General features: G+C 64.9%; 9 protein-coding genes. 5 read left to right on the top strand and 4 right to left on the bottom strand.

The genetic code is table 11. The features are described from left to right. Positions 1-198 precede the first annotated feature (198 nt). From copC to N6H05_RS27965, 4 genes are all read left to right on the top strand, one after another. Positions 199-567 carry a copper homeostasis periplasmic binding protein CopC gene (gene copC, locus N6H05_RS27980; protein WP_037475981.1) on the top strand — a complete coding sequence of 123 codons (369 nt, stop codon included), beginning with the start codon at positions 199-201 and terminating at the stop codon, positions 565-567. A gap of 4 nt (positions 568-571) precedes the next feature. Continuing rightward, positions 572-1,498: a copper homeostasis membrane protein CopD gene (copD, locus tag N6H05_RS27975; protein WP_037475979.1), complete on the top strand. Its 927-nt coding sequence runs from the start codon at positions 572-574 to the stop codon at positions 1,496-1,498. Between the two features lie 64 nt (positions 1,499-1,562). Continuing rightward, on the top strand, positions 1,563-4,250 hold the full coding sequence (locus tag N6H05_RS27970) for a vitamin K epoxide reductase family protein (RefSeq protein ID WP_037475977.1): 2,688 nt from the start codon (positions 1,563-1,565) through the stop codon (positions 4,248-4,250). A 236-nt stretch (positions 4,251-4,486) separates the two neighbouring features. Continuing rightward, positions 4,487-6,424, top strand: coding sequence for an FTR1 family protein (locus tag N6H05_RS27965; protein WP_066269063.1), 1,938 nt, complete (start codon positions 4,487-4,489; stop codon positions 6,422-6,424). Between the two features lie 63 nt (positions 6,425-6,487). Here N6H05_RS27965 and N6H05_RS27960 read toward each other — a convergent pair whose 3' ends face one another. Next, positions 6,488-6,694 (bottom strand): DUF6118 family protein, encoded by a 207-nt coding sequence (locus N6H05_RS27960; RefSeq protein ID WP_051519908.1) that lies wholly within the window; start codon positions 6,692-6,694, stop codon positions 6,488-6,490. Between the two features lie 295 nt (positions 6,695-6,989). Here N6H05_RS27960 and N6H05_RS27955 point away from each other — a divergent pair, with 295 nt between their 5' ends. Next, positions 6,990-7,460, top strand: a complete 471-nt coding sequence (locus N6H05_RS27955) for a YybH family protein (protein WP_043150629.1) — start codon at positions 6,990-6,992, stop codon at positions 7,458-7,460. A gap of 356 nt (positions 7,461-7,816) precedes the next feature. On the opposite strand, the gene fliE is transcribed toward N6H05_RS27955, so the two are convergent. From fliE to traA, 3 genes are all read right to left on the bottom strand, one after another. Beyond that, positions 7,817-8,263: a flagellar hook-basal body complex protein FliE gene (fliE, locus tag N6H05_RS27950; RefSeq protein ID WP_251652458.1), complete on the bottom strand. Its 447-nt coding sequence runs from the start codon at positions 8,261-8,263 to the stop codon at positions 7,817-7,819. 469 nt (positions 8,264-8,732) lie between these two features. Further along, on the bottom strand, positions 8,733-9,443 hold the full coding sequence (locus N6H05_RS27945; protein WP_066268885.1) for a DUF6118 family protein: 711 nt from the start codon (positions 9,441-9,443) through the stop codon (positions 8,733-8,735). A 14-nt stretch (positions 9,444-9,457) separates the two neighbouring features. Then, entirely contained in the window at positions 9,458-12,562 is a 3,105-nt protein-coding gene (gene traA / locus N6H05_RS27940) for a Ti-type conjugative transfer relaxase TraA (RefSeq protein WP_066268888.1), read from the bottom strand. Between the last annotated feature and the right edge of the window lie 142 nt (positions 12,563-12,704).

Raw genomic sequence — 12,704 nt, 5'->3', positions numbered from 1 at the left:
CATGCGCCCGGCGGGCCCGCGGCCCTACTCATTCGGGCGGTAGGCGCAGGTAGAAAGCGCTTTGTACTCCCTTGTGAATACGTGCCGATGCCGCTTCCCCCTCATCAAGAGGGTGCGGCGGCACGAAAAAAGATCGTGAGGGGTGACCCGTCCTGCTGCGTAATACAGGTGAACTCAACGGAAATGGAGATTACCCGCATGCGTCGCTTGTTCATCACGACTGCTGCCGCCGCCTTGTTCTTCGCAGGCGGCGTGGCAAACGCGCACCCGAAGCTGGTGTCCGCCAGCCCCGCCGCCAACGCGGCGGTCGCGACCCCGGAGAAGATCAGCCTCCAGTTCAGCGAGAAACTCGTGCCTGCTTTCTCCAAGGCCGAACTGATCATGGCCGCGATGCCTGGCATGGCGGCCATGAAGATGCCGAGCAGCGCCGCGGTCGGCTCCGACGGGCGTACGCTCACGATCATCCCGAAGCAGCGTCTCCCGCGTGGGCGTTACAACGTCGACTGGCAGGTCGTTTCCGGCGACACGCACAAAATCACTGGCAGCTACACCTTCACGGTGAAGTGAGCGGATGATTGACTGGCCGACCGTCGCCATCCGCTTGGCGTTATACCTCGTCCTGGCGGTGCTGTTCGGCCTGTCGGCGTTCAGCCTCTATGGCCTTCGGCTCGGCGAGCGCGAGGATGCAATCGCTCTGCGGCCTTGGCTTTCGGGAAGTGCTGTGCTCGGGTTGCTGCTTTCAGCCGCTGGCCTGATCCTCATGGCCTCGTCGATGGCCGGATCTCCATTCTGGCCGGTCGACGAGGCCGCGGTGGCTGCCTTGCTCGGAGGGCCACCGGTTGGCTCCGCCTGGAAGGTGCGCATGGTAGCGCTGGTCATTGCCGGGGGCGCGGTCCTACTGGCGCGAGGCAGAGCATCATGGCTGGCGATGGCCATGATTGCCGCCGCTACGGCGTTGGCGACACTCGCGTGGAACGGGCACGGTGCCATGGACGAGGGAAGCACCGGATGGCTTCACCTGGGCGCGGACATTCTCCATCTCCTCGCAGGCGGTATATGGGTTGGCGCACTGTTCGGATTGCTTCTCCTGATGATGCGCCGCGCCGAGGCGATCGATGCCGCGCACCTTCAGCTTACCCATCGGGCGCTGCACGGCTTCGGGGCGGTGGGCACGCTCGTGGTTGCCATTTTAGTGATCACCGGCTTGATCAACAGCTGGCTGCTCGTGGGCCCAGCCAATTTCACGGCCTTGGGCACGACGCTCTACGGCTTGCTGCTGCTCGCCAAGCTGGTCTTGTTCGCAGCGATGCTGGGACTCGCGTCGCTTAATCGGTTCCGCCTCACGCCGGCCTTCGAACGCTCGATTGCCATGAACGATCATGACGGAGCGCTTATGACGCTGCGGGTCAGCCTGGCGGTCGAGACAACCTGCGTGATTGGTATCTTGGCGCTCGTAGCATGGCTCGGCACCCTCGCACCGCCCGCATCGGGCATGTAGGTGAGGTTAGCTCTGCTGGGTCTGTTGATGTATTCAAAGGTGAACGAACGAGGGTGGCAGAGTCATGACCGACGTCGAACGCAGCGAGCCCGGGAGCGGCAAGGGTGCTCCTGAGATCGTCCTCATCACGGGTGCGAGCGGTTTCATAGCCGCCGCGCTCATTGCCCGGCTCGGCGAACGCTACACGGTCGTCGGACTCGATCGTGCCGGTCCTCCGGACCCGCCGCCTCCTGCGGCCGCGGTCGCCATCGATCTCGGGTCCGACGAGGCGGTCCGCGCCGCGCTCGAGGAGGTGCGCGCACGATACGGCGCCCGCATCGCGTCGGTTATCCACCTCGCCGCTTATTACGACATAACCGGCAAGCCTAACCCGCTCTATGACAAGGTGACAGTCCAGGGCACCCGCCGGCTGATTGACGGGCTGCAATCGTTCGAGGTCGAGCAATTCGTCTTCGCCAGCACGATGCTGGTCCATAAGCCGACCGCCACTCCGGAGGAGCGCATCAGCGAGGAGTCGCCAATCGGTGCGTCCTGGGCGTATCCGCAGTCCAAGGTCGACACCGAGGCATTGCTGCATGAGCGCCACGGGAACATCCCCGTCGTCTTCCTCCGCGCCGCAGGAGTTTACGACGACGACGGGCGCTCGGCGTTTCTCGCGCAGCAGATATCGCAGATCTACGAGCACCGCCTGATCTCGCATTTCTATCCCGGCATGCTGTGCGCGGCACAGTCATCGGTGCACCGCGAGGACTTGGCCGACGCCGTGGTGCGCCTCGTCGATCGGCGGCACGACTTGCCGTCAGAACTGCCGCTGCTCGTCGGCGAACCCGACCCGCCCGGCTATGCCGAGATCCAGGACATCGTCGGGGAGGCGCTCCACGGCGAGGGCTGGAAGACGATCCGCATCCCGCAGCCGCTCGCGAAGGCCGGGATCATCCTGCAGAACGAAGCGCTCGGCAGCGACGACTTTATCCAGCCCTGGATGATCGACAGCAGCAACGACCACTATATCCTCGACATCTCGCGCGCACGGTCGCTGCTCGGGTGGGAACCGAAGCACAGCCTTCGCGACACGCTCCCGGCGATCGTCGCTGCGCTCAAGCGGCATCCGCGGGCCTGGTACCGGAACAACAAGCTCAACGAGAACCTGGTCGCGTGGGATGAAGAGCCAGAGGCCGAGCTTGCGGGGTCTGGCCACCACCAGCCCGCAGCGGCCGCCGGAACGGGCGGCATAGATCACGGCGGGATGGATCACAGCAAAATGGACCACGCGGCGATGGGGCACGGGTCCGGCGCCGCGGTCGCGGCCATGTCGGACCACGGCGGGCACGGCGATCACATGGCCTTGATGGACCGCGATGAGCGCCGTGCACGCTGGGCGCTTTACGCCAACATCGGTCTCGGTCTGTGGCTCGCCTCCAGCCCGCTCATCTATGATTCCATGACCACGCAGAGCGTCGGCGAAGCCGCGCGTTTCGTAACCGTCGATCGCGGGCTGCCTTCGATCGAATGGCGGGCCAGCGCACTGGCTATCAGCGATGTCGTCAGCGGGCTCGCCATCGCGCTGTTCGGCGCGCTGTCGCTCGCCCCGCGCACCAAGACATGGGCGCAGTGGGCTGTCGCGTTCATCGGCATCTGGCTGTTCTTCGCGCCGCTGATCTTCTGGAGCCCGAGCGCCGCGCAGTACAACAACAACCTGCTCATCGGCTCGGCCGTGATCGCGTTGTCGGTGCTGGTCCCCATGATGCCGGGCATGAGCATGGCGGGCATGATGGACCCCAAGAACATCCCGCCTGGCTGGACCTATTCGCCATCGACGGACGCGCAGCGGCTGCCGATCGTCGCCATGGCGCTGATTGGGCTTCTGACCTCGCGTATCCTGACGGCCTACCAGTTAGGCCACATCGATACTGTGTGGGAGCCGTTCTTTGCTGGATCGCTGGCCGACCCGCGTAATGGGACCGAGGAGATCATTACATCCGACATGTCGAAGGCTTGGCCGATCCCCGACGGCGGTCTTGGTACAGTCAGCTACGTGCTCGAAATTCTTATGGCGGTGATGGGCACCCGCGACCGCTGGCGGACCATGCCGTGGATGGTGACCTTCTTCGGCATTCTCGTCATTCCGCTCGGCGTCGTCAGCATCTATTTCATCATCAGCCAGCCGATCGTCATCGGCACGTGGAGCACGCTGGCGCTGATCGCCGCGCTCGCCATGCTGATCATGATCCCGTTCGCATTGGACGAGGTCATTGCCATGGGCCAGTTCCTCGCCTGGGCGAAGCGCCGCGGCAAGCCGCTGATCCGCACCTTCTTCCAGGGCGACGCGGTCGAGGCGGGGGCCGAGGACGCATCCGACGTGATGGCCTCGCCTTCTACCTTCTGGGCGGATGCGAAGCGCGGGCTGACGCTGCCGTGGACGCTGGCGGCCAGTATCGTGCTCGGCGCCTTCCTGATGCTGACGCGGGTGATCCTGGGGAACGAAGGCGAGATGGCGAACAGCGACCATGTCGTCGGCGCGCTGGTCATCACCGTGGCGATCATCGCCACCGCGGAGGTCGCTCGCGCGCTGCGCTTCATCAATGTCGCGTTCGGGGCATGGCTCGTCGCTGCCCCGTTCCTGCTGACAGGGGCCGGCCCCCTTGGGGCGATCGTGTCGGTGGTCGTGGGAATCGCGCTCATCGGGCTCAGCCTGCCGCGCGGCAAGCGCAGCCCCGAACATTATGCGAGCTGGGACAAATACGTAATTTGAGGCCTTACTCGCCTCCAGAGAGGAGGGGCACAGCATGGCGCAGTCCAGGTACCGAGTTCTATCCGGGCGGTCATTCAGGCGGCGGGGGTGATGACGGGGGCGGTGGACCGCGGCTACAGCTTTAAGCGAGCATCGACACTGTTCCGGTACGGTCCAGCATGCTAATGCGATTCCTTCGCAGGATCGTTGGTGGCCTGCGGCTAAGCTGCATCGCATCGAGACAAAGATAATATGAAGTGACGCGTCTCAAACTTGTCCTCCTGCGGCTTGCCATCACGCTCACCGCGCTGTTCATCCCGGCCGCGACAATGGCCGAACCCGGCGACGTGCAAACCGCATGGCGGCTGCTCGACTATATCGCCGTCGATTATGGCGGTGCGGTTGCCGAGGGCCGGGTCAAGAGCGCGGCCGAGTATGCCGAGATGAACGAGTTCTCCGCGTCCGTTACGACGCGGCTGCGCGATCTGCCGGCGAAGCCGGAACGGCCGGCGCTGGTTCAAGGAGCCGACAACCTGCAAGGGATGATCGCGCGCAAGGCATCGGCTGAACAGGTGGCGACCACCGCGCACGGGCTGGCGGCTGATCTGCTGCGCGCCTATCCAGTGCCGCTCGCGCCCGACAAGGCTCCGGACCTCGCCTCGGCCGATGCGCTGTTTCGACAATCCTGCGCGTCCTGCCACGGCATGACGGGCGACGGGCATGGCCCCGACGCCGCCAAGCTCGATCCGCCGCCGATCGCGTTCACTGATGCCGAGCGCGCCCGCCAGCGAAGCGTGTTCGCGCTCTATCAGGTGGTGACGCAAGGGATCGACGGGACAGGGATGCAGAGCTTCGCCGATGTGGCGAACGATCAGCGCTGGGCGCTCGCCTTCCGCGCCGGGAGCTTCGCCTTCACCGACGAACAGGCGCGCGAAGGCGAGCGGCTGTGGAAGTCAAACCCGGCGCTTCGCCAGCGCATACCGGACCTGAAAACCCTCGTCGCGCTCACCCCGGCCGCGCTCGCCACCTCGATTGGCGAAGCGAAGGCCGATGCGGTCATGGCCTATCTCCGCCGCCATCCCGATCAGGTGATGCAACACGCGCCTGGCTCGCTTGCGGTTGCGCGCGCCAAGCTCGCCCAAAGCCTAGCGGCAGCGCGGCGTGGCGATGCGCGCGGGGCGAGGGAGCTGGCCTTGTCGGCTTATCTCGACGGGTTCGAGCCGGTCGAACCAACGCTCACCGCGCGCGACGCGGCGCTGATGGGCCGGATCGAAGGCGCGATGGGCGAGTTTCGCGCCGCGATCGACCGCGGTGCCTCGCCCAACGAGCTCGCGGAAAAGGTGTCAGTGCTCGACGGGCTGTTCGACGATGCGGAAGCGGCGCTGGCGCCTGATGCCGCCACGGAAGCGTCCACGTTCCTGGGCGCATTCACGATCTTGCTGCGCGAGGGGCTCGAAGCCTTGCTCATCGTCGTCGCCATGATCGCGTTCCTTCGCAAGGCGGAGCGAGGAGAGGCGCTGCGATACGTGCATGGCGGTTGGATCAGCGCGCTCGTTGCCGGGGGGATCACCTGGGTGGTGGCCACCTATGCAATCGGGATCAGCGGCGCGAGCCGGGAGCTGACCGAAGGGTTTGGGTCGCTGTTCGCTGCGGTCGTGCTGCTCTCGGTTGGAATATGGATGCACGGCAAGGCGCAAGCCGATCAGTGGCAACGCTATATCCGGGAAAAAATGTCACGGGCGCTCACCGGAGGATCGGGCTGGTTCCTGTTCGGGCTGGCGTTCGTGGTGGTCTATCGGGAGGTCTTTGAGACAATCCTGTTCTACGCGGCGCTCTGGTCGCAAGGAAACGGTCCCGTGCTGCTGGCCGGGGCGGGCTCGGCCGTTCTCCTGCTTGCGGTGATCGCCTGGGCCATGCTTCGCTACAGCCGCACGCTGCCGATCACGCAGTTCTTCCGCTACAGCTCCTGGCTGATGGCGATCCTGACGGTCGTGCTCGCGGGCAAGGGGGTTTCCGCTCTCCAAGAGGCGGGCATCATTGCCATAGCGCCGCTTCGCGATGTGCCCAGGCTCTCAATACTTGGCCTGTTCCCTACATGGCAATCCGTGCTGGCGCAGCTCCTGATGGCGGTGGCTATCGCGATCGGGTTCGCCTGGAACCGTCGCGGCGATCGGGGCAGGGCATCGGCTCACTAGCACCGATGCGAGTCCATGACGGAGACCATCACCTCTTGCGGCTGAGCCGGGAGGCGTCCGTAGCTATTCCGCCGCCTTTTTCTGGATCGTGCAGCGCACCGCCTGCTTCGCCTTCACAGCGGCTTTGCGGCATCCCTTGATCGTCTCGCGATTGTCGCGCAAGACCCTGTCGGCCGTGACTATCACCTCCCAGCTCGGCTGCGATGCGCTGACCATCAGATGCTGGCCGGCATCCCAAAGGGTGGGTTCATCCAGCACGCGCGCCGCCATGCGCTCGGGCCATTTGCCAGCTCGCCGGTGCAAGGTGCGCGATCGGCCCCGCCAGCGGACCTAGAGTAGCAGCACCAAAAGCTTCCCGCCGCCGCTGGCTCGGCACCTCGATCGCGACATTTGGAATAGGCCTCGCCTAACTGGCCACAGTGCACCGCACCGCGCCCGACCGATCGTGCGCGGTGTATTGGGGGTTTGCTCGGTTTGATGACGCTGGCGATATCGGTACAAGGGTTCCTGGGGCGCGCCTTCATGCATGGCGGCCTCAACCATCTGGCATTTTGAAGGGGGAAACATGATTTTGGCGTTTAGGGTGGCAATGGCCACAGCACTGGCGATGCCGATCGCGGTCGCCGCCCAGCCTGCATCGCGCTTCGCGGATACGAAGGCCGTGGAGGCAGTACTGTCGCAGTACAAGGCGGCGATTGAAAAGCTCGATGCGAAAGGAACAGAGCGACTCTTCGCGGCCGACTCCCAGATATTCGAAACGGGTGGCTCGGAGGGAACCTACGCGACATACCTCGCCCATCATCTTGGGCCAGAGCTGGCAGCCTTCAAGTCGTTTACATTTTCCGACTACAAGGTGAAGGTTCGCTTTGAGGGTCCGGTCGCACTTGCCACCGAGACCTACCGCTATCGGATCGAGCCGAAGAACGGGGCTGTTGCCGAACGTATTGGCGTCGCAACCAGCGTCTTAACGCGCTCGGGGAGCAGCTGGAAGATCATCAGCATGCACAGTAGCGCTCGCAAGCCGAAAGGCTCCTGATCGGTCAAGATCACATTGCGCCCGGATCCAGCTTCAGGGGTCGGCAATATGGCCGCTACTGCTTCTTCGCTGGATTCGGCGTAGCCGACTGCGGTGTCGCATTTGTAGAATTCGTCGGGTGATCGTGCTCCGGTATGCCAGCATAATGGTTCATCTGATCCTCGGAGATGTCCGACGTTTCCTCGCTGCTGCCACAAGCCGTTACGGCCAGAGGTAACAGAAACATGGCTGTGATAATCGCCCTCGATCTTCTCATAACAGAATACCCTTCGATGCCGATCTGAACCCATCATAGCTGATACGGTGGGATGCTCGTATCTGACTTCCTTACAATGATATGATCGACAAGGTTTTCGCTAGACTGGCATGCTCATGATGTCCTTATACGCGGAAAGCAACTTATTGCGAACTTGCAACGTCGCCTCGAACGCGATCGACGACTCCTGCCGCGCGAGCATTACCTTTGCAATATCGACCTCTTCGCCGCGTTCATAGGCAACCGTCAACTTTCCGGCGCGAGCGTTGATTTCATTGATCTTTTGAAGCTGTGTTTGCAGTGTAGAGGTAAAGCCACCTGGTTCCGCGCGCCCGGCAGCCGAGATCCCTTGGGTCGAACCTGGACCTACGACCGAGTCTGCACCGTCCGCCTTTCCAAGCACGGTATCCATCGCTGCTTCGAATTTTGCTCCCGCACCCCCGGGGCTACCAACAGAACCCGCGCTGCTTGCTACATTTCGAAGCGCCGCATTCCTGTCGAGGATGGCGCTTCGCACGGCCATGACGTCGTTGAAGATGCTGCTCATGTTCACCCCGGTGCGACCTCTAGCATAGCTGTATAATCGCATCGCATGCGTTAGAGGATGGTTAACGACGCTTAGGAATGATTGCTTCATCGTAAAGCCGTGCGCCGATCCTTATAGGATTCGTCCAAGCCTGCCAGACGATGCGCGACCAGAGGTCTAATCATTGGCAGTTGACGAGATGGGACTCACTACATACGGGGCATTTTAATTGTGCAGCGCGCCTTCTCTCGCTAAATCAAAGGACAATCGCGCACGACACCCTTGCCGCTCGCGCTGGCAGCTTGGGTATGGGGGCTCACCTTTGCCACGCTGATGCCCCTACGCTGGCGCCTGACGGCGCTTTTTCCCTCGTCGGCCCGGCTGCCGGGAGTGCACCTATGAGCGGCATCGAAGTGCCTGCGCTGCGGGGTCGGCCCTGTACCGTGACATTACCGCCCCGCGCAACCCCGATCATGCTCGGAATCCACCCTTATTCTGTCGCCGGCTTGACCTCGATCGTGCAGCGCACCGGCTTCTTTGCCTTCGTCGCCGACTTGCGGCACGTCTCGATCGTCTCGCGATTGTCGCGCAACAGCTTGTCGGTCGCGACGATCGCCTCCCAGCGCTCCGGCGCAGCGGCCCGCATCAACCGCTGCCCCCCCTCCCATTGCGTCGGCGCGTCCAAAACGCGCGTCGCCACGCCTTCAGGCCATAGCCAGCTATCGGGCGTCAGACGCGCGATCGGCCCCGCCAACGCGGCATAGAACAACAGCCCCAGCACCAGGCCGCCACCGCCGAACAGATATAGCCAGCGATTCTGCTCGTCGCCGCGCCGCGCGGAAGCAAGCCGGCTCCCGATCTCACGCGCGGCCTGGTCCAGCGCCGTGCGCGCCTCGGTGATAAGACGCTGGTCCTCGCGGCGCGCGCCGATCGCCGCCGTCGCGATCTCGCCCGCCATATGCGCCGGGTCCATCGACAGGGCAGGGCTTTTCCGCATCGCGGCGATCTGCTGGGCCAGAACCCCCAGCACCTTTTCGGTACGCTCAAGCGTCGGCTGATAATCGGGAATGTCGATGGACTCGCGCGCGGCGGTCAGCCCTTCGACCGCATGACGCAGCAACGACACCTCGCCGCGCAACCGCTCGAACGCGGCCACTGGATCGTCGCCGGCATGGGGTTCGCGATACTCGTCCTCGTCCATGTTTGTTTCTCTCCCTACCGGCTAAGTCCACGGTCGCGGCCGATTCCCAGCTCATGCGTCAACTGGCGGCCCAGCTCGCCGCCGCCCATCTGCGGGCTGCGCTCCATGCCGATCTCAAGCCCCAGCTCGCGGGTGCGATTACGCAGGATCGATTCCACCTGTGGATCGCGCTCAAGGCTTTTCGCCATGCCCGCCATTTCCTTGCCCGCCTTCTCGCGGCCCGTCATGTCGCCGGCGCGATAGAGGCGGTCTCGGTCCTGGGAGAGCTGTTGCCAGCGTTCCACAAACCGATCGGCGCGCAAGTTCGGATCGGTGCGCACGCGAGCTTCCTGCGCCATCGCTTCGATCATCGGGCCGCTGCGTCCCGCCGCCGCGTCGCGCAGCAAGGCCGGATCGCGCTGCATCGCCGATGCGAGGTCGCGCGAAGCTCCTGGCCTGATCTGGTCAAGCGCCTCGGTCGCGCGCTCGAGCGCGACTTTCTGATGTTCCAACACCGGCCCGCCCGATGCGCGGGCCTGCAACATCGCCTCGGCCGAACGCGAGGTCCGCTCGACCGCGCGCGCGAATGTCCGATCCTGGCCGCGATCCGGCAACGCCGGCGTGCGCTCCGCGCCCTTCGCCGGCTCGGCCGACAGCTTCAACCCGTCGAACATGCCGCGCTTGGGCCTCTCGCCCTGGCCGCGATTGGTCGCCGGCGCTGGCCGCTCGGGTGCGGGCCGGAAATTGTCGAACATACCCCGCCGCGGCCGCCCCTCGCCCGCGGCCTTCGCCTCGCCAGCGCCGCGGTCGTCGCCCATCTGGCGTGAAGTTCCCGCGCTCGGCGCGAGGATCTCCACGCCCTTCCGCTCGGGCGCATCCGCAACGCGGATCTCACCCGACAGCCCGCGCCGATCGGCGAACGATTGCGCCTCGGCGTCGCGGTCGCGGAACATCGGATAGTCGGACGCCATATCCTTCGCCCGCTCGCGGCCCAGCGTGCGGACAAGCTTGCCGGTGTCGGCGAAGTCGTCGCGGCCATAATGGAGCTGCACGCCCTCGCGATGCCGCGACAGCGCCACATAGGCCGAATGGCGGTCCATCCCCGGCGTCGCCAGCACATGCGCCTGATCGACAGTCACCCCCTGCGATTTGTGGATGGTGGCAGCATAGCCATGATCGACATGGGCATAGTCCTTGAGGTCGAACGCCACCGATCGGCCATCGTCGAGCCGCACCGCCATGCTGTCGGGCGACACCCGCTCGACCTTGCCCAGCAAACCGTTCTTCACGCCAAGCCCGCGCTCGTTCTTGAGGAACATGATGCGGTCGCCGCTGGCGAACTCCCGCGCGCCGCGCTCGGCCGACACGCGCACGTCGTCGCCCAATTCGCCCGACGCGCGCAGCCGATCGCGCGCGGCCAGGTTCAGGTCACGCACCTCCGCATTGGTATGGGTGAGGATGATCCGGGTCTTGTCCGGATCGGCGCTGCGCTGCGCGTCCCATCGGTCGACCAGCTCGGCCCGGGCCTGCTCGCGCGTGTCCGCCGCCTGCACCATGCCATGCGCCTCATAGGCATGGACGGCCTTGCCGGTCCTGCCCGTCGCCAGCGCCCGCGTGGCGTCTTTCTGCCAGTCCTCATGCTGCCGGCGAACCTCGCTGATCTCGGCCGCCCCATGCCGCTCGGCCAGCGCGCGAAACGCCGCGCCCGCCTCGATCGCCTGCAACTGCTCAGGATCGCCGACCAGCACCACCTTCGCGCCCGCCCGCTCGGCCGCCGACAGCACCCGCTCCATCTGGCGCGTGCCGATCATGCCGGCCTCGTCGATCACCAGCACGTCGCGCGGACCTAGCAGCTCCCGGCCCTGGTCCCACTGATATTCGAGACTGGCGATCGTGCGCGAGGCGATGCCCGATCCGCCTTCCAGGCTCTCCGCCGCGATCCCCGACAGCGCCGCGCCGCGCACCTGGTAGCCAGCGCGCTCCCATTCGTCGCGCGCGACCCCCAGCATGGCGGATTTGCCGGTGCCGGCGTAGCCGACCACGATGGCAATATCCTTCTCGCCGGTTATATGCGCCAGCGCAGCTTGCTGCTCTCCCCCGAGCACCAGGCCCTCACTCCCGGCGGCGTCCAGCCCCCTTTGCAGCGACGCTGCCGGGAGACCATGCCTCGCCTTGTCGGCAAGACGATCGGCGGCGTGTTCCAACCGCTGCTCGGTGTCGATCATATCGCGGGAGGTAAAGCGGTCCTCGCCGCGCCCGTCCTTGCCCAGCCCCACCAGCTCGGGCGAGGTCCGCACCGCGCTCATCACCTGGTCGAACTGATCCTTGCCGTCGCTGTGCCGGAACGCGAACTGCGCCAGGTCGCGCCGCGTGAACGTCGCCTGCTGCCGGGTGATCGCGTCCAGCGCGATCTCGGGCCGCGCAATGATCTTCTCGCCATTCTCGCGCGCGATCCGGGCATGGTCCTCGGCCCGCTCGGCCTCAAGCCCTTGTTCGGGCATCCGCGACGCAGCCGGTCCGATCTTGTGTTGCGGCTCAAGGTCAATGCCCTGCGCCTCCAACGTGCGATGATCTATGCGGGCATCAATATCCAGCTGGGCCAACCGCTCGTTGACATGATCGGCCCACGCCTCGCGCCACTCCTTCAGGAGCGCATTGCTGTTCCACTCGCGCACCTTCTGCCCGAAGCCCTCGGGGCCAACCTCGCGCATCGACAGCATGACATGCGCGTGCGGCTTGGGCTCGCCGTCCTTGCCCCTGTCCCAATGCACATTGAGGTCCGCGACCATGCCCCGATCGACAAACTGCTTTTCGACGAAATCGCGGGCGAGGCTCACGCCCTGAGCCGTGTTCATCTCGCGCGGGATCGCGAACTCGACTTCGCGCGCCAACTGCGCGTCCTTGCGCTTCTCGCCGGCCTCGACTTCATTCCACAGGCAAGCGCGGTCGTTTAAACGCTCCGGTGCGCCTTCGGGCAGTATGATTTCCGAATGGACGACGCCTGCCTTATTCGAGAAATCATGGTCGCGCCCGAGTCGATCATCGTGCAGCCGTTCCGCTGCACGATAGGCCGCGCTTGCAACCGCGCTCGATCCGTTGGCGCGACTCACAACCTTGGCCGAGAAATGGTAGATCGCCATGACACCCTGCTTATTGCACTTCTGAGCGCACGTCGGCAACGACGTATAAGCGCGGACTCACACTCTCTGCCGTTCGCATGATTGACTTCGCCGTATTTTCTGCCGGACGCGCTACCCTATCACGCCGATCATGCTACGCTGC

This window comes from Sphingobium sp. WTD-1, from assembly GCF_030128825.1.
Classification (GTDB): Bacteria; Pseudomonadota; Alphaproteobacteria; order Sphingomonadales; family Sphingomonadaceae; genus Sphingobium.
Note: the sequence above shows the minus strand (reverse complement) of the source record. Positions and strands in the feature narration are given on the sequence as shown.

Bases quoted from the DNA above. Each gene is read 5' to 3' on its own strand.
- traA (WP_066268888.1), bottom strand. From the start codon at position 12,562: ATGGCGATCTACCATTTCTCGGCCAAGGTTGTGAGTCGCGCCAACGGA.
- N6H05_RS27970 (WP_037475977.1), top strand. From the start codon at position 1,563: ATGACCGACGTCGAACGCAGCGAGCCCGGGAGCGGCAAGGGTGCTCCT.
- N6H05_RS27945 (WP_066268885.1), bottom strand. From the start codon at position 9,443: ATGGACGAGGACGAGTATCGCGAACCCCATGCCGGCGACGATCCAGTG.
- N6H05_RS27960 (WP_051519908.1), bottom strand. From the start codon at position 6,694: ATGGCGGCGCGCGTGCTGGATGAACCCACCCTTTGGGATGCCGGCCAG.
- N6H05_RS27955 (WP_043150629.1), top strand. From the start codon at position 6,990: ATGATTTTGGCGTTTAGGGTGGCAATGGCCACAGCACTGGCGATGCCG.
- copC (WP_037475981.1), top strand. From the start codon at position 199: ATGCGTCGCTTGTTCATCACGACTGCTGCCGCCGCCTTGTTCTTCGCA.
- fliE (WP_251652458.1), bottom strand. From the start codon at position 8,263: ATGAGCAGCATCTTCAACGACGTCATGGCCGTGCGAAGCGCCATCCTC.
- copD (WP_037475979.1), top strand. From the start codon at position 572: ATGATTGACTGGCCGACCGTCGCCATCCGCTTGGCGTTATACCTCGTC.